Source organism: Streptomyces sp. NBC_01478 (assembly GCF_036227225.1).
Lineage (GTDB): Bacteria > Actinomycetota > Actinomycetes > Streptomycetales > Streptomycetaceae > Streptomyces.
Map to the genome: position 1 here is coordinate 7,296,288 of NZ_CP109444.1, position 24,274 is coordinate 7,320,561.

The 24,274-nt window shown below is 69.1% G+C and carries 22 protein-coding genes; 11 read left to right on the top strand and 11 right to left on the bottom strand.

The features are described 5' to 3' along the window. Positions 1-67: 67 nt before the first annotated feature. Genes OG223_RS33175 through OG223_RS33190 form a run of 4 tightly spaced genes read left to right on the top strand, consistent with a single transcriptional unit; the run spans position 68 to position 6,586 of the window. Positions 68-1,336 carry a glycosyltransferase gene (locus OG223_RS33175; protein WP_329256432.1) on the top strand — a complete coding sequence of 423 codons (1,269 nt, stop codon included), beginning with the start codon at positions 68-70 and terminating at the stop codon, positions 1,334-1,336. Further along, the gene (locus OG223_RS33180; RefSeq protein ID WP_329256434.1) at positions 1,333-2,979 is read left to right on the top strand and encodes a phospholipid carrier-dependent glycosyltransferase; all 1,647 of its coding nucleotides are present in this window, start codon (positions 1,333-1,335) and stop codon (positions 2,977-2,979) included. The genes OG223_RS33175 and OG223_RS33180 overlap by 4 nt, the downstream gene beginning before the upstream one ends. Next, complete coding sequence (locus OG223_RS33185) at positions 2,979-4,172, top strand: glycosyltransferase family 2 protein (RefSeq protein WP_329256435.1); 1,194 nt, start codon at positions 2,979-2,981, stop codon at positions 4,170-4,172. The genes OG223_RS33180 and OG223_RS33185 overlap by 1 nt, the downstream gene beginning before the upstream one ends. Then, a complete protein-coding gene (locus tag OG223_RS33190; RefSeq protein WP_329256437.1) occupies positions 4,169-6,586 on the top strand; it encodes a galactose oxidase early set domain-containing protein in 2,418 nt (805 codons plus the stop codon). The genes OG223_RS33185 and OG223_RS33190 overlap by 4 nt, the downstream gene beginning before the upstream one ends. Positions 6,587-6,674: 88 nt before the next feature. Here the strand turns inward: OG223_RS33190 and OG223_RS33195 are convergent, their stop codons facing one another. The 4 genes from OG223_RS33195 to trhA form a co-directional block, all read right to left on the bottom strand. After that, positions 6,675-6,848, bottom strand: coding sequence for a hypothetical protein (locus OG223_RS33195; protein WP_329256439.1), 174 nt, complete (start codon positions 6,846-6,848; stop codon positions 6,675-6,677). 11 nt (positions 6,849-6,859) lie between these two features. After that, the gene (locus tag OG223_RS33200; protein WP_329256441.1) at positions 6,860-7,492 is read right to left on the bottom strand and encodes a TetR/AcrR family transcriptional regulator; all 633 of its coding nucleotides are present in this window, start codon (positions 7,490-7,492) and stop codon (positions 6,860-6,862) included. Then, positions 7,489-9,069: a DHA2 family efflux MFS transporter permease subunit gene (locus tag OG223_RS33205; RefSeq protein WP_329256443.1), complete on the bottom strand. Its 1,581-nt coding sequence runs from the start codon at positions 9,067-9,069 to the stop codon at positions 7,489-7,491. The genes OG223_RS33200 and OG223_RS33205 overlap by 4 nt, the downstream gene beginning before the upstream one ends. A 113-nt stretch (positions 9,070-9,182) precedes the next feature. Continuing rightward, positions 9,183-9,896 (bottom strand): PAQR family membrane homeostasis protein TrhA, encoded by a 714-nt coding sequence (gene trhA / locus OG223_RS33210; protein ID WP_329256445.1) that lies wholly within the window; start codon positions 9,894-9,896, stop codon positions 9,183-9,185. Between the two features lie 328 nt (positions 9,897-10,224). Here trhA and OG223_RS33215 point away from each other — a divergent pair, with 328 nt between their 5' ends. The 7 genes from OG223_RS33215 to OG223_RS33245 all read left to right on the top strand — a co-directional run bounded on the left by OG223_RS33215 (position 10,225) and on the right by OG223_RS33245 (position 17,479). Beyond that, entirely contained in the window at positions 10,225-12,048 is a 1,824-nt protein-coding gene (locus OG223_RS33215; RefSeq protein WP_329256447.1) for a phosphoenolpyruvate carboxykinase (GTP), read from the top strand. Between the two features lie 249 nt (positions 12,049-12,297). Next, on the top strand, positions 12,298-13,281 hold the full coding sequence (locus tag OG223_RS33220) for a serine/threonine-protein kinase (RefSeq protein ID WP_329256449.1): 984 nt from the start codon (positions 12,298-12,300) through the stop codon (positions 13,279-13,281). Then, complete coding sequence (locus tag OG223_RS33225) at positions 13,268-13,729, top strand: hypothetical protein (protein WP_329256451.1); 462 nt, start codon at positions 13,268-13,270, stop codon at positions 13,727-13,729. Before OG223_RS33220 ends, OG223_RS33225 begins: the two co-directional genes overlap by 14 nt. A gap of 79 nt (positions 13,730-13,808) precedes the next feature. Next, the gene (locus tag OG223_RS33230; RefSeq protein WP_329256453.1) at positions 13,809-14,717 is read left to right on the top strand and encodes a hypothetical protein; all 909 of its coding nucleotides are present in this window, start codon (positions 13,809-13,811) and stop codon (positions 14,715-14,717) included. A 45-nt stretch (positions 14,718-14,762) separates the two neighbouring features. Next, positions 14,763-15,524, top strand: a complete 762-nt coding sequence (locus OG223_RS33235) for a vWA domain-containing protein (RefSeq protein ID WP_329256455.1) — start codon at positions 14,763-14,765, stop codon at positions 15,522-15,524. Positions 15,525-15,527: 3 nt separating this feature from the next. Then, the gene (locus tag OG223_RS33240) at positions 15,528-16,319 is read left to right on the top strand and encodes a PP2C family serine/threonine-protein phosphatase (RefSeq protein ID WP_329256457.1); all 792 of its coding nucleotides are present in this window, start codon (positions 15,528-15,530) and stop codon (positions 16,317-16,319) included. Beyond that, positions 16,316-17,479, top strand: a complete 1,164-nt coding sequence (locus OG223_RS33245) for a hypothetical protein (protein WP_329256459.1) — start codon at positions 16,316-16,318, stop codon at positions 17,477-17,479. Before OG223_RS33240 ends, OG223_RS33245 begins: the two co-directional genes overlap by 4 nt. On the opposite strand, the gene OG223_RS33250 is transcribed toward OG223_RS33245, so the two are convergent. The 7 genes from OG223_RS33250 to OG223_RS33280 all read right to left on the bottom strand — a co-directional run bounded on the left by OG223_RS33250 (position 17,464) and on the right by OG223_RS33280 (position 24,199). Further along, on the bottom strand, positions 17,464-18,081 hold the full coding sequence (locus OG223_RS33250) for a hypothetical protein (RefSeq protein WP_329256461.1): 618 nt from the start codon (positions 18,079-18,081) through the stop codon (positions 17,464-17,466). The genes OG223_RS33245 and OG223_RS33250 overlap by 16 nt on opposite strands. Further along, the gene (locus OG223_RS33255) at positions 18,068-19,606 is read right to left on the bottom strand and encodes a vWA domain-containing protein (RefSeq protein WP_329256463.1); all 1,539 of its coding nucleotides are present in this window, start codon (positions 19,604-19,606) and stop codon (positions 18,068-18,070) included. Before OG223_RS33255 ends, OG223_RS33250 begins: the two co-directional genes overlap by 14 nt. Beyond that, positions 19,603-20,820, bottom strand: coding sequence for a toxic anion resistance protein (locus OG223_RS33260; RefSeq protein WP_329256464.1), 1,218 nt, complete (start codon positions 20,818-20,820; stop codon positions 19,603-19,605). Before OG223_RS33260 ends, OG223_RS33255 begins: the two co-directional genes overlap by 4 nt. Positions 20,821-20,833: 13 nt before the next feature. Beyond that, the gene (locus tag OG223_RS33265; protein ID WP_329256466.1) at positions 20,834-21,913 is read right to left on the bottom strand and encodes a substrate-binding domain-containing protein; all 1,080 of its coding nucleotides are present in this window, start codon (positions 21,911-21,913) and stop codon (positions 20,834-20,836) included. A gap of 105 nt (positions 21,914-22,018) precedes the next feature. Then, entirely contained in the window at positions 22,019-22,417 is a 399-nt protein-coding gene (locus tag OG223_RS33270) for an SCO4983 family protein (protein WP_329256468.1), read from the bottom strand. A gap of 102 nt (positions 22,418-22,519) precedes the next feature. Then, positions 22,520-23,731, bottom strand: coding sequence for a pyridoxal phosphate-dependent aminotransferase (locus tag OG223_RS33275; protein WP_329256469.1), 1,212 nt, complete (start codon positions 23,729-23,731; stop codon positions 22,520-22,522). A 120-nt stretch (positions 23,732-23,851) separates the two neighbouring features. Beyond that, on the bottom strand, positions 23,852-24,199 hold the full coding sequence (locus OG223_RS33280; protein ID WP_329256471.1) for a hypothetical protein: 348 nt from the start codon (positions 24,197-24,199) through the stop codon (positions 23,852-23,854). Between the last annotated feature and the right edge of the window lie 75 nt (positions 24,200-24,274).

Sequence of the window (24,274 nt, forward strand, 5' to 3'; positions counted from 1 at the left end):
CCCGTGACGCGGCGGAGGTAACTCACCGTCGCGCCGGGGGGAATTGGGGATCCTGGGGGGATCTGTTGTGGTGACGTCTGTCTTCATCGCTGTCGTTTCGCTGGCCCTGTTCTGGATGGCCGCCTTCACTCTGTGGTGGCAGATGCACGCGTGGCGTACGCCCGAAGTGCTCGCCTCCACTCGATTCAGCAGCCCGGACGGGGACGAGCACGTCTCGTTCTCGCTGCTGCTGCCGGCCCGGCACGAGCAAGCCGTGCTGGACCACACCATCCAGCGACTGCTGGAATCCACACACACCGACTTCGAGATCATCGTGATCGTGGGGCACGACGACCCCGAGACCGCGGCGGTGGCCAACAGTGCCGCCGAGCGCGATCCGCGGGTCCGGGTCGTCGTCGACACCCATGAGAAGAAGAACAAACCGAAGGCCATGAACACGGCGCTGCCGCACTGCCGCGGCGATGTCGTCGGGGTCTTCGACGCGGAGGACCAGGTCCATCCGGAGCTGCTCGCCCACGTCGACCACGCGTTCCGCACCACGGGCGCGGACGTCGTGCAGGGCGGGGTCCAGCTCATCAACTTCCACTCCAGTTGGTACAGCCTGCGCAACTGCCTGGAGTACTTCTTCTGGTTCCGTTCCCGGCTGCATCTGCACGCGCAGAAGGGGTTCATCCCGCTGGGCGGCAACACCGTCTTCGTGCGGACCGACACCCTGCGGGAAGCCGACGGCTGGGACTCCGACTGCCTCGCCGAGGACTGCGACCTGGGCGTCCGGCTGTCCAGTGTCGGCAAGAAGGTCGTCGTCGCCTACGACTCCGACATGGTGACCCGGGAGGAGACCCCCGGCTCGCTGATGTCGCTGCTGAAGCAGCGAACCCGCTGGAACCAGGGCTTCCTTCAGGTCTACCGGAAGAAGGACTGGAAGCAACTCCCGGGATTCGGGCAGCGGTTGCTCGCCCGCTACACGCTGATGACACCGTTCCTGCAGGCCTTCTCCGGGGTGATCATCCCGCTCAACACGGCGGTCGCGCTCTTCCTGGACGTGCCGGTCGGCGTCGCCTTCCTCACCTTCCTGCCGCTGGTCACCGCCGCCGTCACCTTCGTCTTCGAGGTCGTCGGACTGCACGACTTCGGCAAGCAGTACGGACTGCGCGTCCGCGCCGTCCACTATCTGAAGCTCATCGTGGGCGGCCCCTTCTACCAGGTGCTGCTCGCCGGAGCCGCGATCCGCGCAGTGTGGCGTGAGCAACGTGGCCGGAACGACTGGGAGTTGACCTCCCACGTCGGCGCGCACCTCACCGAAACCGCAGTGATCCGAGAGGACGTTCCTGCGTGACCTCCACCCTTCCCGCGGTGACCACCACGGTCCCCGCGCAGCGGCAGCCTGCGCCTGAAACCGGTTCGGCCGGTCGAACGACACCGCCGAGCAGACTCCGTTCCTCGCGCTCCGACCTCCTTCTCTGCGGCCTGCTCCTCGTCGCGATCCTCGTCGTGCAGGGCTGGAACATCGCCGACTACCCGACGCTCAGCGACGACGAGGGCACCTACCTCGCCCAGGCCTGGGCCGTCCAGCAGGGCACCGGCCTGGCCCACTACACCTACTGGTACGACCACCCGCCGCTCGGCTGGATCCAGATCGCCCTGCTCACCTGGATCCCCGCGCACTTCAGCCCCGGCTCGATGACCGTCGGCACCATGCGCCTCGCGATGCTGGTCATCAGCGCGATCAGCGCGATCCTCGTCTACGTCCTCGCCCGCCGGCTCTCGCTGCCGCGCTGGGCGGCCGGACTCGCCATGGTGCTCTTCGGGCTGTCCCCGCTGTCCGTGATCCTCCAGCGGGAGATCTTCCTCGACAACATCGCCGTGATGTGGATGCTGCTCGCGTTCTGCCTGGCAGCGTCGCCAAGTCGCCATCTCTGGCACCATTTTGGAGCCGGTCTCGCCGGTGCGGCCTCGGTCCTCACCAAGGAGACGATGCTCGTCATCCTCCCGGCGCTGCTGCTCACCATGTGGCGCCACGGACACCGCGACACCCGCAAGTTCGCGCTCACCGGCGCCATCACCGCCTGCGCCCTGATCGGGTTCGCGTACCCCCTCTTCGCCCTGCTCAAGGGCGAGTTGCTGCCGGGCAGCGGACATGTCTCCCTGTGGGACGGCCTCAAGTACCAGATGACCAGACCGGGTTCGGGCTTCATCCTCGACCAGGGCACGGGTTCCTACGGCGTCCTCCACTCCTGGCTCTACTACGACCGTGTCCTGCCGCTGGGCGGCCTCGCCGGGGCGCTGCTCCTGCTGGTCACCTGGCGCTGGTCGGTCACCGCCCGCTCGCTCGCCGGACCGGCACTGACCGTGGCGATCCTCGCCCTGGTCGCCCTGCGCCCGGGCGGCTACCTGCCCGCGATGTACATCATCGGCGCGCTGCCCTTCCTCGCCCTCGTCCTCGCCGGGGGCACCGCCTCCGTCGCCCACGCGGTGCTGCGCAGATGGCGCGGAGAAGGGGAGAAACGATACGTCACCGGGGGCCGGTACCTGCTTGCCGTGGTCCTCGCGATCGCGGCCGGCGCCTATGTCGTACCGAAGTGGTACGACGGCGACCACACCGCCGTGACCACCGACGCCAACGCCCCCTACCGGGCCGCCTCGAAGTGGCTGTCCACCGAGGTCGCCGACCCGAAGGACACCCGCGTCCTCGTCGACGACGCGCTCTGGCTGGACCTGGTGCACGCCGGGTACCGGCCCGGGCTCGGGGTCATCTGGTTCTACAAGGCCGACCTCGACCCGGCCGTCACCAAGACGCTGCCGCACGGCTGGAAGGACATCGACTACGTGGTGGCCTCCCCGACGGTACGGCGCGACGCGGTCGACCTGCCCAACGTCAAGGCGGCGATCGAGCACTCCACACCGGTCGCCACCTTCGGCACCGGCGACGACCGCATCGAGATCCGGCAGATCCAGTCCGAGACCGTGGGAGCCCAGTGATGAGCCAAGAGTCCATCGTCCCGGGCGAGTTGGGTGATCCGGCGGTACGCGGAGCCGAGATCGCCGAGCCCGGTGCCGTCACCATCGTCGTACCGACCTTCAACGAGTCGGCAAATGTACGGGAGTTGCTGCACCGGATCACCGAATCCGTGCCGACCCGGCTGCCCTGCGAGGTCGTCTTCGTGGACGACTCCACCGACGACACCCCCGAGGTGATCTCCGAGGCGGCGCAGGACTGCCCGTTCCCGGTGACCGTGCTGCACCGGGAGGAGCCGGTCGGCGGCCTCGGCGGTGCGGTCGTCGAAGGGATCAAGGCGGCTACGTCCGACTGGATCGTCGTCATGGACGGCGATCTTCAGCATCCGCCGTCCCTGGTACCGGAGTTGGTCGGCACCGGCGAGCGCGCGCACGCCGGGCTGGTCGTCGCCTCCCGGTACATCAAGGGCGGCAGCCGCGAGGGGCTGGCCGGCGGATACCGCGTCGCCGTGTCCCGCGGGGCGACCTGGCTCACCAAGACGCTCTTCCCGCGCAAACTGCGCGGCATCAGCGACCCGATGAGCGGCTTCTTCGCGATCCGGCGCAGCGCGGTGACGGCGGAGGCGCTGAAGCCGCTCGGCTACAAAATCTTGCTCGAACTGGCCGTACGCAGCCGTCCGCGCCAGGTCACCGAGGTGCCGTTCGTCTTCCAGGACCGCTTCGCGGGGGAGTCCAAGTCGACCGCGCAGGAGGGTTTTCGCTTCCTGCGCCACCTCCTCGGACTGCGTACGGCCTCGCCGGTCGCGCGCATGGTGGTGTTCGGCCTGATCGGCGCCACCGGCTTCCTGCCGAACCTGGTCGGCCTGTGGGCGCTGACCAAGACGGGCCTGCACTACGTCCCGGCCGAGATCCTCGCCAACCAGCTCGGCGTGGCCTGGAACTTCTATCTCATCGAGCATCTGCTGTTCCGCGACCGGCGCCGACACCGCAACTGGTGGGACCGCGCGGGCCGGTTCGCGCTGCTCGCCAACGCCGATCTGGTGCTGCGGATCCCGCTGATCGCCCTGTTCATCCACAAGTTCGGCATGGGCGCCGTGTCGGCGACCGCGGTCGCGCTGGTCATGACGTTCGTCCTGCGCTTCGTCGGAACCGAGGCGTTGGTCTATCTCCCGCGCCGGGGACGTGAGAGCCGTACAGCACCGAGGAGAGCCGTGTGAACAAGTACCGCAGAAGAACCGCCATCGTCGGGGTGGGCGCACTGACCGCCGGACTGCTGCTCACCTCGCCGCAGTCCGCCGAGGCCGCGAACCTCGTGCTCAATCCGGGCTTCGAGACGGCCGGCAGCGACGGGATGCCGTACTGCTGGGAGAAGTCCGGCTGGGGCGACAACGACTTTGACTTCAGTACGACTTCGGACGCGCACTCCGGTGCGAAGGCCATGAAGGTCTCCGTGACCCGGCGGGTGGACGGTGACCGCAAGGCACTGATCACCGAGTCCACGACCTGCGCGCCGGTGGTGACGGCGGGCAAGCAGTACGACCTCGGGCTCTGGTACAAGACGACCACGCCGGACGCGAACATCACGCTGTTCCGGCATGACACGACGGCCGGCTGGCAGTACTGGTCCGACCTCAAGACCCTGGAGATGCAGGGGAGTTGGACCCAGGCCACGGTCCGAACGCCCGCAGTCCCGGCCGGTACCGACCGGATCACCTGGGGTGTGTCGGTCTACGGCACCGGGTCCGCGACCACCGACGACTACACGATGGACCAGGTCCCGGACACGCTCCCGCCGGCGACCTGTACGGCCACCGCCGAGCAGTGCGCGAACGGGCGGTGGGACGTGCTCCCGACGCAGAACCCCGTCCGCTCGATGCACTCCGTCGTCCTCAACAACGGCAAGGTGCTGCTGATCGCGGGCTCCGGCAACAGCCAGGAGCAGTTCGACGCGGGGACGTTCACGAGCGCGGTGTACGACCCGGTGGCCGGGACGTACAAGGTGATCCCCACGCCGAAGGACATGTTCTGCTCGGGGCACATCCAGTTGCAGGACGGCCGGGTGCTGGTGATGAGCGGCAACAAGGCGTTCCCGGCGGCGGACGGTTCGCACGGGTACGAGGGGTACAAGGACTCGTACATCTTCGACCCGGTGACCGAGACGTACAGCAAGACGAACGACCTCGTCGACGGCCACTGGTATCCGTCGGCGACCGAACTCGGCAACGGTGACGTCATCTCGTTCGGCGGGCTGCGCGAGGACTCGACGGGTTCGGTGACGGCCGAGTACTGGTCGGACGCCCAGCAGAAGTGGCTGCCGTTGTCGCAGGTCAACCAGACGTGGTCGTACTGGGGGCTGTACCCGTCGATGGTCCTGATGCAGGACGGCCGGCTCTTCTACACGGGCAGCCATGTCTTCGGGAACAACATCCCTGGCACGGGCTCGGCGATCTACGACTACGGCGCGAACACCATCACGTCGGTCCCGGGGCTCCAGAACAAGGACCAACGCGACCAGTCGGCAAGCGTGTTGCTGCCTCCGGCGCAGGACCAGAAGGTCCTCACCATCGGCGGCGGCAACATCGACTCCAACCCGGACGCGAACCGGCTGACCGACATCATCGACCTCAAGGCCGCGAACCCGACGTACACGGTCGGTCCCCAGATCCCGCAGGGGACCGTCGACCTGGGGAACGGTGCGGTGGCCGAGACCGGCGCGCAGGGCAAGATGTACGTGTCCGCCGTACTGCTGCCGGACGGCACGGTGCTGGAGACGGGCGGTGCGCTGCACAACCGGGCGAACCCCGTGTACGAGGCGTCGATCTTCGACCCGGCGACCACGACGTTCGATCCGGTGGCCGCCGATCCGCAGGCGCGCGGCTACCACTCCTCGTCGTTCCTGCTGCCGGACGGGCGGGTGATGTCGACCGGTGACAACCCGGGCAACGGCACCTGGAACCACAACGTGTCGATCTACACCCCGCCGTATCTCCTCAAGGGCACGCGGCCGACGATCACTTCGGTGATCGACAACGAGTGGGAGTACGGCGACACCCAGACGATCACCGTCGACCGGCCCATCGCCAAGGCGGAGTTGATCCGCCCGGCGGCGGTCACGCACTCCTCGGACCCGAACCAGCGGTTCGTGGACCTGCCGCTCTCGGTGAACGGCAACACGGTCGACCTGAACGTGACGAGCAACCCCAACCTGGCGCCGCCCGGCTGGTACATGCTCTTCGCGGTGGACGCCAACGGTGTTCCGTCGGTCGCCAAGTGGGTCCACCTGCAAGGCCCTTCGGCCCTGACGACCGACACGGCCTCGGCCCACGTCCACTCCTTCGCCGACTCCCTGACCGGCAAGGTCACCGAGCCAGGCAAGAAGCGGACCTCGCAGAAGGTCTCCGTGACCATCTCCGGCTGCGACCGCCACTACGGCACGATCAACGTCTGCGTGCCCACGGTCTTCCCGGCCGAGGTCAAGTCGACGGCCGCGGCCCGCTGTTCATGGCTCCAGCAGAACGACTACGGCCGTTTGAAGGTCAACGGCAAGGACGACCCGCTGCGGCTCGACCCGAACAAGGACGGGGTGGCCTGCGGGAAGGGTGACGTGAAGACCGTACAGAAGAAGCGGTAGCCGTCCCGCGAACTCGGCGAGGGCGCTTCCCTGTTGGGAGCGTGCCCTCGCCGAGTTCACAGGTTGCGGTAGACGTCGGAGCTCGGAATCAGGCGCCGTCGGAGCGGAGCAAGGCAGTCATCACCTCAAGAGAGACGGAGCCGTCGCGCCCCTCGGCCTCCGCCTTGTCCGCCAGGCCGTTCAGCCAGGTGTCCTCGGCCTGCTCTTCGAGTTCACGCGGGCGCCCGTACTCGTCGATGTCGACGACCTCCTCCTCAGTCACCGGCTCGCGGCTCACTCGGAAAGCCCGTGCTCCAGTACATCCATCGTGCGGTCCACCAGCCCCGCGAAGTCGTCCCGGTGGCCGTGCTCCGCCCAGTACAAGGACGTCTCCATCAGGCCGCCGACGATGGACATGGCGTAGACGCGGACCTCCAGGCTCTCCGGGTCCCGGCCGGTGCGTTCGGCGATGGCCTCGCAGAGCATGGTGCCGGTGACCGACATGCTCTCCATCATGCGGGAGCGGACCGCCGGGACCTGGACCATCAGATGGGTGCGGAGCCGGGAGGTCTCCTGGTCCTCTTTCATGCCGTAGCTGATGGCCTTCTGCATCACGTACCGCAGCGTGACCATCCACGGCTCGTCGGTCGGACGGCTCCGCAGTTCGTCCATGATGATCGGGTCGAACTCGTCCGTGATGACGATGTCTTCCTTGGTGGGGAAGTAGCGGAAGACGGTCGACGGCGACACCTCGGCGCGCTCCGCGATCTGCTCGATCGTCGTCGCGTCGTACCCCTGTTCCTTGACCAGTGCGTACGTCGCGGTGCGGATCGCCTCGCGGGTCTTGATCTTCTTGCGCTCCCGGAGCCCCAGTTGAGGGCGGTCGGCGGGGCTGAAGGGGGAGGGCGTTGCCGTCATGCTGCTCATTGTCCGGCATCCGCCAGAGCGATGACCACGGCTGTGGCCGGGTCTTCCTCCGCCTCCTCCTGCTTGGCGGGCGCGGCCGGCGTGTTCGGCAGGAACGCCGCGGACAGCAGGGCGGTGACGAGGGCCGCGACACCGCACACCAGCAGCACCAGGCCCATGCCGTGGACGTACGCGCTGTTCGCGGAGGCGACGAGGTCCGCCGAGCCTGTCTTCTGAGCGACTATGTGCGCCGCTACGACGGACTCCCCGGCCGTGTCCGCCGCCTTCGCGGGCAGGCCGGTGACGTCGAGGCGGTCGCGGAAGGAGCTCGCGAGCAGGCTGCCGAGCAGGGCGATGCCGATCGCCGCGCCGACCTGGCGCATGGTCATCAGGAGCCCGGCGCCGCTGCCGGCCCGGTCGCGGGGCAGCGCACCGAGCGCGCCGTCCATCGCGGGGACGATCGAGAAGCCGAAGCCGAACCCGGTGATGGACAGCCACAGCGCGGTGAAGCCGTAGCCGGAGTCGACCGTCGTACGGCTGCCGAGCAGCGCGGCGAAGGCCAGGACCACCAGGCCCGCGCAGACCACGGCACGGGAGCCGAACTTGTTGACGAGCGGCTGTGCGGCCCGGGCCGCGATGATCAGGCCGCCCATCATGGGCAGCAGCCGGACGCCGGTGCCCAGCGCGTCGTTGCCGAGCACCGCCTGGAGGTACTGCGGCAGCACGAACAGCAGGCCGGACAGGACGAACATCACCAGGGTCGCGGCGATCGAGCTGAACAGGAAACCGCGGTGGCGGAGCAGGGTCATGTCGAGCATCGGGCGTTCCATGCGCCGCTCGCGCAGGACGAGCGCGCCGATCAGGATCGCCGATCCGACGAGCATGCCCACGATCAGCGGGTCGCCCCAACCACGGCTGGGCGCCTCGATGATCGCGTAGATGAGGGAGCCGAGGCCGGTCGCCGTGAACGCGGTGGACAGGGCGTCGACCCTGGGCGAGGCGGGGTCGCGGGTCTCGGGGAGCAGGAAGACGCAGGCGGCGATGCCGATCGCGGCCATCGGGATGTTGACCAGGAAGACCGAGCCCCACCAGAAGTGGTTGAGCAGCCAGCCGCCGATGATCGGGCCGAGCGGCAGCCCCAGCGAGGAGGCCGCGGAGATGATGCCGACGGCCTTGGTGCGCTCGTCGGGGCCGAAGAGCGAGGGCAGCACGGACAGCGCGAGCGGGGTGACCAGGGCCGCGCCGACGCCCATCACCGTGCGGGCCGCGATGACCCAGTTCACGTCGCCCGCCAGGGCGCCGGCCACGGAACCGGCGAGGAAGATGCCGAGCCCGGCGATCAGCATGCGGCGCCGTCCGAAGCGGTCGCCGAGCAGGCCCGCCGGGAGCATCAGGGCCGCGAAGACGATGACGTACGAGTCCGCCATCCACTGCTGCTGGCCGGTGGTGGCGCCGAGTTCGCCGGCCATCGTGGGCAGGGCGACGTTCAGGATCGTCGTGTCGAAGCCGAGCGTGAGCATGCTCGCGACCAGGGCCCCGAGGGCCCACCAGCGGCGCGGGTCGCGTCGCACGTCGTTGGAGTCAGTGACAGTAGCCATGAAATGAGAGTAGCTGTCAAAAGGTGGTGCATGTCAACAGGGATCGACTGTCAGCGCATGAAAAATGGCCACGGCTCGAAAGCCGTGGCCATGAACAGGGGGTGTCCCGGGTGCTACCCGTGCTGGTACGCCACCAGGGAGATCCCGACGTAGTGCACGAGGAAGGCCGCCACCGTGAGGGAGTGGAAGACCTCGTGGAAACCGAACCAGCGCGGTGACGGGTTCGGGCGCTTGATGCCGTAGATCACGCCGCCCGCGCTGTAGAGCAGCCCGCCGACGACCACCAGGACCAGGACGGCGATGCCGCCCGCGCGCATGAAGTCGGGCAGGAAGAAGACGGCCGCCCAGCCCATCGCGATGTAGCAGGGGGTGTAGAGCCAGCGCGGCGCGCCGACCCAGAAGACCCGGAAGGCGATGCCGGCCAGTGCCGCGCCCCAGATGCCCCAGAGCAGCCACTCACCCTTGGCGCCCGGGAGCAGCAGCATCGTCAGGGGCGTGTACGTGCCCGCGATGATCAGGAAGATGTTGGCGTGATCGAGTCTGCGCAGGATGCCGTCCATGCGCGGGCTCCAGTCGCCCCGGTGGTACAGCGCGCTGACGCCGAAGAGCAGGCAGGCCGTCAGGGCGAAGATCGCGCAGGCGATACGGGCCCGGGGTGTGTCGGCGAGGGCGGTGAGCACCAGGCCCGCGATCAACACGGCCGGAAACATGCCGAGGTGCAGCCAGCCGCGCAGCTTCGGTTTCACATGGTCGGGAATCGAGAGCGCGGAGGGACCGTGGCCGTGTGTCGGCGTGTCCGTGGGCGCGTCGGGGACGGACGCAGTCATGCGCCCAATCGTACCTACGGAACCGTAAGTTACGTGTCAGTGCGGCGAGATGAGGGTCCGGAAGTGGCCACTCTCTCATGCGTAGCCGATGACCGGGTACCCGGGGTGAAGCAGTGGTGACGCACGGAAAACATGTCGGTGAGGGGCGGATGAGTGGCGATCCTCACGTCGCTCGTCTGTGAGGCCCTCTGGACATATGGGCGCACGGGTCGGATGATCAAATGAGTGCGGTCGGCACCGGATGAGCGCCAAGATCGACCATCTGAAGCATCCGGGTCGCGGCCCCCACGGGGCAACCAGGACAAAATCCCTCACCATAGGAGCAATCGTGGCGCGCGACATCGCGGCTCCCCCCGTCATCCCAACCGAGCACAAGGAACTGATCTCGTGGGTGAACGAGATCGCAGAACTGACCCAGCCGGACAGCGTGGTCTGGTGTGACGGATCCGAAGCGGAGTACGAGCGACTGAGCGAGGAGCTCGTCCGAAAGGGCACCTTCCAGAAGCTCGACCCGATCAAGCGCCCCAACTCGTACTACGCCGCCTCCGACCCGACCGATGTCGCCCGGGTCGAGGACAGGACGTTCATCTGCTCCGAGCAGGAGCAGGACGCGGGACCGACGAACCACTGGAAGGCTCCTGCTGAAATGCGGGAGATCTTCGCGGGAGAACAGGGCATCTTCCGCGGCTCCATGAAGGGCCGGACGATGTACGTCGTCCCGTTCTGCATGGGCCCCCTCGGTTCGGACCTCTCCGCGATCGGCGTCGAGATCACCGACTCCGCCTACGTCGCCGTCTCCATGCGCACCATGACCCGCATGGGACAGCCCGTCCTCGACGAACTCGGAACCGACGGATTCTTCGTGCGTGCTGTGCACACGCTCGGAGCGCCGCTGGCCGAGGGCGAGGCGGACGTGCCGTGGCCGTGCAACTCCACCAAGTACATCTCGCACTTCCCCGAGAGCCGCGAGATCTGGTCCTACGGCTCCGGCTACGGCGGCAACGCGCTACTGGGCAAGAAGTGCTACGCCCTGCGCATCGCCTCCGTGATGGCGCGGGACGAGGGCTGGCTCGCCGAGCACATGCTGATCCTCAAACTGACGCCCCCGCAGGGTGAGTCGAAGTACGTCGCCGCCGCTTTCCCGAGCGCCTGCGGCAAGACCAACCTCGCGATGCTGGAGCCCACCATCTCCGGCTGGACCGTCGAGACGATCGGTGACGACATCGCCTGGATGCGGTTCGGGGAGGACGGCCGGCTCTACGCGATCAACCCCGAGGCCGGTTTCTTCGGCGTAGCGCCCGGCACCGGCGAGCACACCAACGCCAACGCGATGAAGACGCTGTGGGGCAACTCCGTCTTCACCAACGTGGCGTTGACCGACGACAACGACATCTGGTGGGAGGGCATGACGGAGGAGACTCCGGCCCACCTCACCGACTGGAAGGGCAACTCCTGGACACCGGAGTCCGGTTCGCCCGCCGCTCACCCCAACGCCCGCTTCACCGTGCCCGCTTCGCAGTGCCCGATCATCGCGCCCGAGTGGGAGGACCCCAAGGGCGTGCCGATCTCGGCGATCCTGTTCGGCGGCCGGCGCGCCTCGGCCGTACCGCTGGTGACGGAGTCCTTCGACTGGAACCACGGCGTCTTCCTCGGCGCCAACGTGGCCTCCGAGAAGACCGCCGCCGCCGAGGGCAAGGTCGGCGAGCTGCGCCGCGACCCCTTCGCCATGCTGCCGTTCTGCGGCTACAACATGGGTGACTACATGGGCCATTGGGTCGATGTGGCCAAGGGCCGCGACCAGGCGACGCTCCCGAAGATCTACTACGTGAACTGGTTCCGCAAGAACGACGCGGGCAAGTTCGTGTGGCCGGGCTTCGGCGAGAACAGCCGGGTCCTGAAGTGGATCGTGGACCGCCTCGACGGCCGCGCCGAGGGCGTCGAGACCCCGATCGGCGTGCTGCCGGCCAAGGGTGCCCTCGACACCAAGGGCCTGGACCTCTCCGAGGCCGACCTGGACTTCCTGCTCACCGTCGACAAGGACGTGTGGCGCGAGGAGGCCGCCCTGGTCCCCGACCACCTCAACACCTTCGGCGACCACACGCCGAAGGAACTGTGGGACGAGTACCGCGCGCTGGTGCAGCGCCTGGGCTGAGCCCCGTAAGACTCCGCGGCCGGTCGCCGATTGTGCCCTGACCAGCAATGTCGTCACAGGCCGGCCGCGGTGCGGCACAACGTGCAGGGCCCCGCACAACGGCGTGCGGGGCCCTGTCCGTTGCCCGTGCACCACCGGGACGCCACGGCGTAGTCATGCCTCCCATTTCACGCATACCCCCTGCCCAGACCGGCATTTCGAGGGACACTCGGGACAACCTGCAACGAACCCCGAAGTGAGGTGAGCGGGGTGCGCACTCCGGTCAGCGATCCGCTGAGCGTGGGGCCCTACCGGATCGCCGGGCGGCTCGGCTCCGGCGGCATGGGATGGGTGTATCTCGGCCGCTCGCCCGCCGGGCGCGAGGTGGCGGTGAAGGTCGTACGGCCCGAACTGGCCGCGGAGCCCGAGTTCCGCGAGCGCTTCGCCCGCGAGGTCGCCGCCGCCCGGCTGGTCAGCGGCGCCTACACCGCGGCCGTCGTCGACGCCGACACCGAGGCCGAACTCCCCTGGCTGGCAACGATGTACGTGCCGGGACCGTCCCTCGCCGAGGCCGTCCGGTCGGACGGACCGCTGCCCGAGGGACAGGTCCGCAGCCTCGGCGCGTTCCTCGTCGAGGCGCTCCAGGCGATCCACGCGGCCAACCTGATCCACCGCGACCTCAAACCGGCCAACGTGCTGCTCGCCTCCGACGGCCCCCGCGTCATCGACTTCGGCATCTCCCGCGTCGAGGGCGCCCCCAGCCTCACCCAGGCCGGGATCGTGGTGGGCACCCCGCCGTTCATGTCCCCGGAGCAGATGACGGCCGGTCAGATCGGCCCGCCCAGCGATGTGTTCTCCCTCGGCGGTGTCCTGGTGTACGCGCTCACCGGCCGCCCGCCGTTCGGCGCGGGGGAGGCGGTGAGCCTGCGCGTCGTGCACCGGGCGCCCGAACTCGACGGCGTACCACCGGCGATACGGCCGCTGCTCACCCGGTGCCTGGCCAAGCGGCCCGCGGACCGGCCCCGACTGGACGTCCTGCTCGGCGAGTTGCTGGCGCAGCCGCGCCCCGCGACCTGGCCGCCGCCCGCCGTGGCCCGCACGATCGAGGTCCGCCGCAGCGAACTGGCCGCCCGGCGCGGGGGCGGCACCAGCCTGCCGGTGCCGTCCTGTCTGCTGCTGCACGCGCAGGCCCTGCTGGACGCGGGCCTCACCGACGACATGATCACGCGGGCGGTGGCGCGTGGCGACGCCTGAGTCCTCCCTCCCGCCCGGCCGGGACTACGACATCGCCTCGTCCTGGCGGCAGTTGACGCACACCTGGGGCGCCCGCCGGAATTACCACGTCGAGAGCGAGGTCGATTCCGTCTCCCTGCAATTCGATCTAGAGGCGTCGGGCCGCACGCTCACCGTGCGTTTCATGACCACGAAAAGACTTCTCGTCGCCTTTGTCACCGACGGTCATTCTCTGCGCAAGGATCAATTGGCGATCGCCGCCGCCGCGGCGAACGCGTGGAACACCGAACAGCTCAATCCCATGCTCTCGGTGTGGGACGTGCGCGGACCGAGACCGTGTCTCGCCGGGGTCTGCGACCTCCCGCTGACCTGCCGGATCTCCCAGGCCGACTTCGATGTTCTGGCCAGTGATTGGGTGGAACGGGCGCGACAGATGTTCACCCGTTGCCATCAGGTTTTCCAGCTCTAGAAGTGAATTGAGCATTCTCGGTCAACCCCTTTCGGCCGCCGCCTTGTTGCCTCCACTATGGGCGCCAACGGGGGTTGTCATGAGACGTACGTTGTTCACTGCTCTGCTGTTCGGCTTGTTGATCGCGGTGATTCCGGGGAGTCCGGCGGCCGCGGCTGGCGCGGACTGCGGCAAGAACCTTCCGACGCGGCTGGGTTGTTGGCAGGACGCGCTGGACGACGGCGCCGTGGTCACGTTCACGCTGGACAAGCCCCTGGGCTTCGACGCCGGCCGGCCGGGCGGCAAGGCCGCCGCCCGCCGGGACCTCAAGAACCTTCGGGTGCAGGTACCGGCCGGCGTCCGCACCGGCCAGGGCGGCACCGCGCTGCTGATCCTGGCCGGCCGCGCACTCGTCGACCGGGACGCCAAGATCGACCAGTTGGACGACAGGACGCTGAGTGAACTCCCCGCCTGCGACGGCGACTTGTGCAAGGCGCTCAAGAAGTCCTCGCTCACCGGCGGCCAACTGATCGACAAGAAGGTGGGCGTCGCCGAACTCGGCGGACACCAGTCCACGGACCGCACACGAGTCCTGCTCATCGCCCTGACCGCCGTACTCCTCCTGCTGCTCCTGGCCCTCCTCCTCGCGGTCCGCCGCTCGCGCACCCCCGCCGTGGCGGGCGCCACGGAGGTCCGCTCCGAGGAGACCTCCGCCGAGACCACCGCCCGACTGCGGCCCGTCCCACCCGCACCGGCCCCCTCCTCCTACGGCCGCCAGGTCGGCCCCCGCCCCGGCCCGTCCCGAACAGCCGTCGTGCGCACGGCACTTCACCCGCAGGGCTATGTCGAACTCGACCACGTCCTGTACCGCGCGGTGTGGGCCGAGCCGGACCGGACGCCGCCCGTACCCGGCGCGTACGTCGAGGTCACCGACGCCCACGAGCCCGACTCCGACGTCCTGTACGCCTTCCCGCCCGCCGCCCGGCATCACGCCCGCGGCGGCTCGTGACCCCCGTACCGCCCCCCCGTACCGCTCGCTCGACCAGGAGACACCATGCACAGCGAATACCCGCCCACGCTGCCGGCGGAGTACGCCGACATCGAGTTCGAGAACAACGCGCAACGGCTGCCGCTGGTCCTGTGCCTGGACACGTCGAGTTCCATGGCGGGCGCGCCGATCCAGTCCCTCAACGACGCCCTCGCCGAGTGGACCCGGGAACTCCACGACGACGTCTCCCTCAGCTACAGCGTCGAGGTTGCCGTGATCACCTTCGGCGGCCGGGGCGTCGGCGCCTGGCGCGGACCCCAACTCCTCGACCCACGCGCCCCGTTGAGCCCCTTCGTGCCCGCGCACGCCTTCCAGGCACCCCGGTTCACCGCGTCCGGGGTCACCCTGATGACCGAGGCGCTGGAGCTGGCCATGCATGTCGTCGCGGCCCGCAAGGCGGAGCTGCGCGCCTCCGGACTCCAGTACTACCGCCCGCAGATCTGTCTGGTCACCGACGGCCTCCCCACCGACGCTACCGGCCATATGACCGACTCCTGGCACCGCCTGCTGCCCGTCCTCGCCGAGGAGCAACAGGCCCGCCGCTTCCGGCTCTACGCGATCGGCGTCGGCGGCATCACCGACCGCGGCGAACAGGTCCTCCAGGCCTTCGCGCCCAAGTTCAACGCGCGCATCCAAGGGTTCCCGTTCCGCGAGCTGCTCCAGATGATGTCGGCCAGCGCGAACGCCGAGCAGAAGGGCGCGGGCGACGAGGTCTTCGAGAAGATCTTCAGCCAGTTCAAGACCCAGCGCCCGGCCTGGGAGAGCTGAGCGGTGGCCGCCTCGCCCTGGCGCATCCACGGCCTGAGCGTCGAGGGCTACCGCCACCGCCGCGCCGGCACCCCCTGCCAGGACGCCTGCACCTACACCGCCTCGGCATCGGTGACCGTCCTCGCCGTCGCGGACGGCGCGGGCAGCCGCCCGCACTCCGACCAAGGGGCCCTGCACGCCGTCGAGTTGGCGGCGGAGCACTTCCGGCGCCGGGCCGCCGCCGTGTCCGGCTGCCCGCCGGGCGACGAGGTCCACGACCTGCTCGCCGACGCCTTCCACGACGTGGCGAAGCTCTTCCTGGACACCTACGGCGCCGCCGCCCCCGACTACGCGACCACCCTCACCGTCGTCGTCCTCACCCCCGGCTGGCTGGGCCATCTCAGCGTCGGCGACGGCTTCGTGGTCGTACGCGCCGGAACGGAGGACGGGGAACGGCAGTTCCATCTGCTCCCGCAGCCGCCCGCCGTCAGCGAGTACAGCAACGAGACCGTCTTCCTCACCTCGCCCGACGCACCCCGCCGACTGCGCACCGACTGTGTGGCGGACCCGCGCGTCGACGGCGTGCTGCTGTCCACCGACGGCCTCGCCCAGGCCGCCCTGTCCCACACCGGCGGCGGCCCGCCGCAGCCCAACACCTCTTTCGTGGAAGCCGTGTTCCGCTCCCTCGACACCCCGGGACCGGTGACCGACAGCGCGCACGAGAGCCTCGCCGCCTTGCTCCGCTCCGACCGGCTGACCAGCCTCAACGCCGACGACAAGACCCTGCTGCGGGCCGTGCGCGCGGTGACCCCGTGACCGGCCGCACCGTCCACCTGGACGGCAAGCCCGTCACCCTCGCCGAACTCCCGCTCAAGGGCGGCGGCCAGGCGGCCGTCTTCCCCGTCGAGGGCGACGACACGATCGTCGTCAAGCTCTACCGAGACCGCCCCGGACCTGACCTGGAACGCCGCCTCGCCCGCATGCTGACCATGTCACCCCTCGCGGCCCGCCCCACCGACGCCAGCCAGCCGCCCGAACTCGCCTGGCCCACCGCCATCGCGCGCGGCCCCGACGACACCTTCCTCGGTTACGCCATGCGCCGCTTCGGCGAACCCCAACACGTCCAACTGGTCGGCCTGTTCACCCGCGTCCAGCGTCTGCGCCTGTTCGGCGACCGCGCGGACTGGCGCTTCCTGCTCGGCGTCGCCTGGAACCTCGCCTTCATGACGGCCCGCATGCACTACGACGACCTCGTCATCGGCGACTTCTCGTCGAGCAACGTCGTCGTGGACGCCAACGGCTTCGTCACGTTCCTCGACTGCGACTCCATCGCCTTCACCGACCCGGTCACTGGCGAGCCCTTCCCGTGCCTGATGCACACCACCGACTACTCCTCACCGGAACGCCAGTCGGGCGCGGCGGCCACCCCGGAGAGCGACAACTTCGCCCTGGCGGTGCTGATCTACCAGCTCCTGACCGCAGGCAACCACCCCTTCGGCGGCGTCCCGCACGACAGCACCTCCGAGTCGACGGTCAAGGACAACATCGCCGGGAGCGTCTCCTACGTCGTGCGCCCCGAGCTGGTCGTCATCCCGCGCGGCACCGTCGACCCCTCGGTCCTCCCGCCGGAGCTCCTCACCCTGGCCCACACGGCCTTCGGCGCGGGCGTCCACGCCCCCGCCGCCCGCCCCACCCCGGAGGTCTGGCTGCGCGCCCTGGACCAGGAGCGCTCCCGGGTCCAGGTCTGCCCGACCCGCCCCCTGCACACCTACGGCTCCCACCTCCCGACCTGCCCGTGGTGCACCAGGGCCGCGGTGACCGGCCACGACGTGTTCAACCTGCCGGTGAGGCCCACGGCCCCGGCGCCTCCCGCACCGACACCCGTACCGGACAACCGCTTCGGCCCGCTGAAGGTGGTGGCCGTCCTGCTCCTGTTCGCCCTGGTACTGATCGTGCTGGGTCACCTGTTGTCCTGAGACCGCCCGCGCTCCTCCAGGAACCGGGTGTGCGTCTCCTGCCGCCGCTCCTCCGCCTCCCGCAGCCCCCGCGCCAGCCCCCGTGCCTCCTCCTGAAGCACCGTCAACTGCCGCTCCAGATGGCGCTCCGGCGGCTCGGTGCCCGGCGCCAGCCGCGTCCACCACCGCGTCCGTACGAACGTGTCGACCGCCTCCGGCACGTCCTGCCGGATCGCCCGCGACAGGATGTGCACGCCCTCCGGGTCCTGCGCGAGGTCGTGCGTGACCTGCGGGTCGAGGAGCCCGGCGAGGAGCTGGTTCAGCTCGGTGAGCCGGCCGGCCGCGGCGGGCGGCAACTCGACGCCCGCCAGATAGCCGCCGAGCTTCTCGAAGTCGTCGCGCAGTTCCTCCAGTTGGGCCGACGGATCCGGGAAGTCGGGCAGTACCGGCCGCTCCGGCGGGGCGACCAGCGCCCCCGCGCCGTACAGCCCCACGACCACGACCGGCCAGTACGGCCCCGCCACGCCCACGAACGTCAGCACCAGGCCGACGAGCCCGCAGGCGCTGCCGGTGAGGTTCTTGCGGGACTCCAAGTAGCCCAGGAACCTCCTACTGATAGCCACGGATCTCCTCGAAGGCGCCGTCCAGCGAGCCCTGTTGGGCGTCGAAGAGCCGGCCGCCGGTCAGGTCGGCGATGTGCTGGAGCTCCGCCTTGTCCGAGTCGCCGAAGAGGATGGGGAAGACGGGGATGTCCCGCCGGTCGCCGGTCAGTTGACGGTAGAAGCCGTCGAAGTCCTTCGCCTTGGCCCCGGTCGTGTTCTCCCCGTCCGTCATCAGCACGATCGACGTGAACGTGTCGCCACCGCTGCCGAGATGCTCGTACGCCTTCTCCAGCGAGGTGTAGATCGCGGTGTTCCCGGCGGCGCCGAGCGCCTTGGTGTCCGCGCGGATCGCGTCGAGCCCGGCCTTCGGATCGCCCGGGCTCACCACATGCGTCTTCACGCTCTTCACGGCCGACCCGAACGGCATCAGCGTGACCTCCTCCCGCTGCCGGAAGTCACCGGTCAGATCCGTGAGGGCCTTCTTCAGCCGGGACAGCCGGTCACCCGCCATCGACCCCGAGGTGTCGAGGACGTACACGGTCCGCGAGGGCCGGCGAAGCTTGTTCTCGTACGAGTCGAGGAGCCCGTCGGCGACGGACCGGCTCCCGGGGAACGGGAGTTCACGCCGTCGGCTGGTGTCCAGGCCCGACGCGGGCGGTACGGAGGTGACGACCGGGCGGCGGTGCGTGCGGGTGGTGATCAGTTGCTGCAGGGCGTCCGTGCGCAGGTCCGTCGTCACCCGCCGGACGTTCTCGCGGGTCGTGGCGTCCGTCGAGGCGAGGGACGTCAACGGGTAGTCGGCGGTGACCACTCCGTCGCTCGGGCGGATCACGGTCAGCCCCGGGATGCCCTTGAGGACGGACTCGTAGTTGAGCAACGCGTCGACGTTCCCCCGGCGTTGATAGGCCTGCGCGAGCCAGCCCGACGAACCCGAGGTCAGCTTCTGCCCCTTGAAGAACTCCTCGAGTCGGGGAGTCGCCTTGGTGACGTCCGCGTCGGTGAGTGCCGACTGGGCGCCGGAGAGCGCGGAGGCCACCGAGATGAGGGTCGAGAAACCGGAGTTGGAGCGGGCCGGGTCCGTCATGCCGTAGGTCAACCTGCCGTCCTGGACGGCCTGTTCGATCTGCGACCAGGTCACCTTGTCGGGCGTCCAGCCCAGTGCCGTGACGGTGGCCGTCTTCACGCCGATCGCGACCGGGCTCGACATGATCGGGGTCTCCGAGACGACCTTCTTCGCCGCGTCGGGCCGCAGCCGCAGATAGTCGTTCGACGACAGCCACAGCGCGTCGTACTGACCGTCGACCTTGCCCTTCGCCAGCAGGTCCACCGCGTCGAGGGTGCCCATGTAGGTGGGGCGGATCGTGACGCCGGTGTCCTTGCGGACCCGGTCGAACACCGGGGTCATGTCGCCGAGTTCACTGGAGGCGAGGACACGCAGGGTGCCGGGCTTGGGCGCGTTGTCGGTTTCGGCCTTCGTGTCGTGTGCCGACGTGCAGGCGGTGAGCAGCGCGGCCGTGCCGAGGGCGAGCGCGAGGAGGCGTCTCATCCGAGACCTCCTTCCAGCGCGCTCTGCGACCGGCTGCGCTCCAAGTACGTGCTGGCGTTCTGGAGTTCGGACGTCAGGGACTCCACGGTCGCCGCCATCACCTCGGTCGCCTGGACCTTGTAGGTGTCGATGGCGTCGAGAGTGCGGTAGATCTGCTGGAAGGCGGTGCGCAGCGTCTCCGCGCCCACCGCCGGGTCGGCCGCGATGCGCTGGATCTCGCCGCTCTGCGTGGAGAGCATCTCGGCGTTGCCCCGGATGAGGTCCTCGGTCGTTCCGCGCAGGGCGTTGACCTGGTCGACGACCTTGCGCTGGTTCTCCAGGGCGGAGGCGAGCATGACCGAGATGCGCAGCGCCGAGACGGTGGTCGTAGCCGCCCGGTCCACGCCCTTGATGAGCTCGTCGTTGTTGCGCCGTACGACGTCCATCGCCAAGTAGCCCTGCGCGCACACCGCGAGCTGGGTCAGCAGGTCCTGGTGCTTCTGCCGGACCGGGAAGAGGACGTCCGCGCGCAGGGTGTCGGCCTGGCTCGGGTCGGTGGACTCGACGCCGGTGACGTGCTGCTCGACGGCCGTGTCGAGGGCCTGGGTGAGGACCACGTACTCCTGGAGCTTGCCCATGGTCTCCCAGAGGCGGACCCGCTCGGTCTGCAACGCCGCGTTGTCGCGCCGGAGTTCGTCCTGGCCGCCGCGCAGTGAGCCCACGATCTTGTTCAACGTGCCTTGCGCGGACGCGTACTTGGCGACGTGGTCGCGCAGCTTGTTGCCGCCGGGCAGCCGGGACAGGAACTTCCGCCCCTTCGACGCCGGCAGGTCACGCGGGTCCAAGTCCTCGACCACCCGCCGGAGTTCGACGAGCGAGCCCGCCACCTGCGACTGGGCGTCGCCGCCCTTCGAGGGCAGACTGCGCACGGTCCGCTCCAGCATCCGGTTGGACTGCGCGGTCGCGCTGCGCATCTCACCGGCGCCGAGCGCGGTGATCTCGCCGACCTTGCCGGCGAACTCGGGCGAGCGGGCGTCGAGTGCGGCGAGCCCCTCCACATAGGCGGTCGCCTTGCGCTCCATGTCCGTACGGACGGAGTCGTCGACGGGAACGAGCCCGCCGGCCTTCTCCTTCGGCACGGGCTTCACGGCCTCCGGCGGAGTGAGAGTGAAGACATCGTCACCGCTGAGGGTGTGCTGACTGCTGTTCTGGCTGGTGTTGAAGCTGCTGCTCATATGGTCCCCCCGGTCAGCCGCGCGCCCGGCGCGCCATGTCGTGCAGCACCGTGGAGGTGGGCACGGGCGCCTGCCGGACGCCGGTCAGCGTCTGGTTGAGATAGCCGGCGTGGGCGGCCGTGGCCGCGACGAACTCGGCGGTGTCCCCCTGCGGCCGGAACCCGTGCCGTACGGCGAGCCTGCGCAACGTCGGGTCGCTGCTGAGGAGTTCACCGAGCGCGCGGCCCTCCGGAGTGAGCGGTACGACGGTGTGGTCGCTGTTGGCCGTGGTGTCCGGGTAGAGGACCACGAGGTCGCCCACCGGCTGCTTGTCGAGGAGCAGCGAGGCCACCTGCGACTCGTACACGAGGACCAGCGGATTGCCGGCGCCGCTGATGAAGTCCCTGAACGGCGCGTCCGAGCTGGACTGTTGAGCACCCTGCACGCTGATGAGCTTGCGCATCAGCGGCGCGGTGCGGTCGACATCGGCGCTACTGGCCGCCACCCGCCCGCCGCCCGCGACATAGGAGGCCGCGGCGAGGTACAGAGCCCCCGAGTTGGAGGTCTCCGGATCGGTGGTGGCGATGTAGAGGGTGCCGGTCAACTCCCCATGCTTTTCAGCCCCCTTGAGCTGCTGCCAGGTCCGATCCGCCTTGGCCGCGTCCAGATAGGCACCCATCTTCAGCGTGCCGCGGTCCTGGCTCTTGTCCAGCGTGGCGAGACCGTTGTCCGCGAGCACCTGGGCGGCGCTGCGGTGGGCCACGACGACGAGCGGCGAGTAGAAGGGGCGCGGCAGGGGCTGGCGCACCTTGTACTTGCCGGCGAGCGCGTCGGCCGGCGCCTGACTGGACGGGAAGGCGAAGTCGTACCCCGTGAGGTTGAGCCCTTCCATGGCCCAGGACCCGGAGGTCTCCGTCTTCACGGTGAAGCCCTTGGCGGCGAGGGCCTTCACCACATCGGGATCGGCGAAGAAGTCCGCCTTCTCCGAACCGATCACTCCACGCACGGTCTTCGTTGCCGTGCCCTTGTCCCCGTTGTCCCGGCCCGCTACGACGGCTGCCACCACTCCGCCGATCAGCAACACCGCGAGGACGATTCCAGCGATACGTCTCACAAGGGCCAGCGTGCTCGCGGAACCCAACATTCCCCGAGGAAAGGGATGAACGGAAGGTGTCGGAGGGGTCCCGGATCAACACGGCTGTTTTTTAGGGGGGCTGGCTCAGACCACCGCAGTACCCGCGTGGGCGTCCATCCGCTCGGCGGACAGAATCGCCGCAGCCGTATCCGCACGGGACGCCGCGACAACCAACGCCCGCCCGGCGAGAGCGTGCGCGCGCTGATGCAGGGCGTCCGAACGGGACGTACGCGTGGACGCGGCCGCACGAACCGGCGAGGCCCCACCCCTCAACCGCGTCAACTGCCCGGCAAGCCGCTCGGCGGCGACATCCAGCTCCGCCGAAGGCTCGAGCGCCCGCAATTCGTCGGTCACGGCAAGCAGCGCGGCGAGGTGCCCCGCGAGCTGAATGTCCAGTTCCTCCTCGCGCGACCGGTGAGGAAAGTCGGAGGGTGTGCGGGCCAGCGTGCTGTGGACCGACTTGGTGCGGATCGGTTCGTACATGGCGTGGTCTCCTGTGCTCAGACAGGAAACCATCCTAGCTTAGATCTCGTCTAAAGTTGTGCTGGCCGAAAAATTGGCCGGAAGAAACCTGATCGGGGAGGTTTACGGCTGGCTGTACCCGTCCAGGAAGTTCCCGATCCGGGTCACCGCGTCCCGCAGATCCCCGACCGACGGCAGTGTCACGACCCTGAAGTGATCGGGCTCGGCCCAGTTGAACCCGGTGCCGTGCACGACCATGATCTTCTCCTGGCGCAGCAGGTCGAGCACCAACTGCCGGTCGTCCTTGACCTTGAAGACCTGCGGATCGAGCCGCGGGAACAGATACAGCGCCCCCTTCGGCTTCACGCAGGTCACGCCCGGGATCTGGGTCAGCAGCTCGTACGCGACATCCCGCTGCTCCTTCAGGCGGCCGCCCGGCAGCACCAGGTCGTTGATGGTCTGCCGCCCGCTGAGCGCGGCGACCACTCCGTGCTGCCCGGGCATGTTCGCGCAGAGCCGCATGTTGGCCAGGATCGTCAGACCCTCGATGTAGGAGTCGGCGTGCGCGCGCGGCCCCGAGATCGACATCCACCCGACCCGGTAACCGGCCACCCGGTACGCCTTCGACATGCCGTTGAAGGTGAGGGTGAGCAGGTCCGGGGCGACCTTCGCGGTCGGGGTGTGCGTGGCGCCGTCGTAGAGGATCTTGTCGTAGATCTCGTCGGAGCAGACGAGCAGGTTGTGGCGGCGGGCGATGTCGGTGAGGCCCTTGATCATCGCCTCGTCGTACACGGCCCCCGTCGGGTTGTTGGGGTTGATGATGACGATCGCCTTGGTGCGGTCGCTGACCTTGCGCTCGACGTCGGCCAGGTCGGGCATCCAGTCGGACTGCTCGTCGCAGCGGTAGTGGACGGCGGTCCCGCCGGAGAGGGAGACGGCGGCGGTCCACAGCGGGTAGTCCGGGGACGGTACGAGCACCTCGTCGCCGTCGTCGAGGAGCCCCTGCATCGCCATGACGATCAGCTCGGAGACGCCGTTGCCGATGAAGACGTGCTCGACGTCGGTCTCGATGCCGAGGGTCTGGTTGTGCATGACGACCGCGCGGCGGGCGGCCAGCAGGCCCTTGGCGTCGCCGTACCCGTGCGCCGACGACACGTTCCGGAGGATGTCCTCCAGGATCTCCGGCGGGCACTCGAACCCGAAGGCCGCCGGGTTGCCCGTGTTCAGCTTCAGGATGCGGTGGCCTGCCGCCTCCAGACGCATCGCCTCTTCGAGAACCGGGCCCCGGATCTCGTAACAGACATTGGAGAGCTTGGTCGACTGGATCACCTGCATGTCGGTGAGCTTACGGGCCGGTAACGCGCGGCGGGGCGTGTTTTCCACCACGTGAGACGCGCTCTTTGTGCGGATATGGGGGAACTGGTGGGCGGGTCGCTCAAGTAGCCCCGGCGGCCGCTAAGTTGGGGCGGACCACGGGGGAGGGGTGGGCATGGAGTTCTCGCTGCTGAGCGACGAGCCGGTGACCGCGCCGGAGGCCGATCTGCTCGGCACCGGCGGATCCTGGCCCGGGCCCAGGTCGACCTGCTGCTCTCGGACTTCGCCCGCGGTGTCGACGGTGACGCCGGTCTGGACGCCCTCGCGCGCTGGCGGGAGCGGGGGATCTTCACCGGCCCTGCGGTGTTCTTCACGGGCCGGGTCACCCCGGCCCGTGAGCGACGATGCCGTGAACTGGGCGCCCGGATCGCCGACAACGGCGAAACGCTGCGCCGTCTCGTCGACGAGGCATGCGCGGAAATCCGCCAACTCCGGTCCTGAAACCGCTCCTTGCCCCCTCTCTCCCCAGCAATCACAATGCCCATGACAAAAAGACGGCGGCCG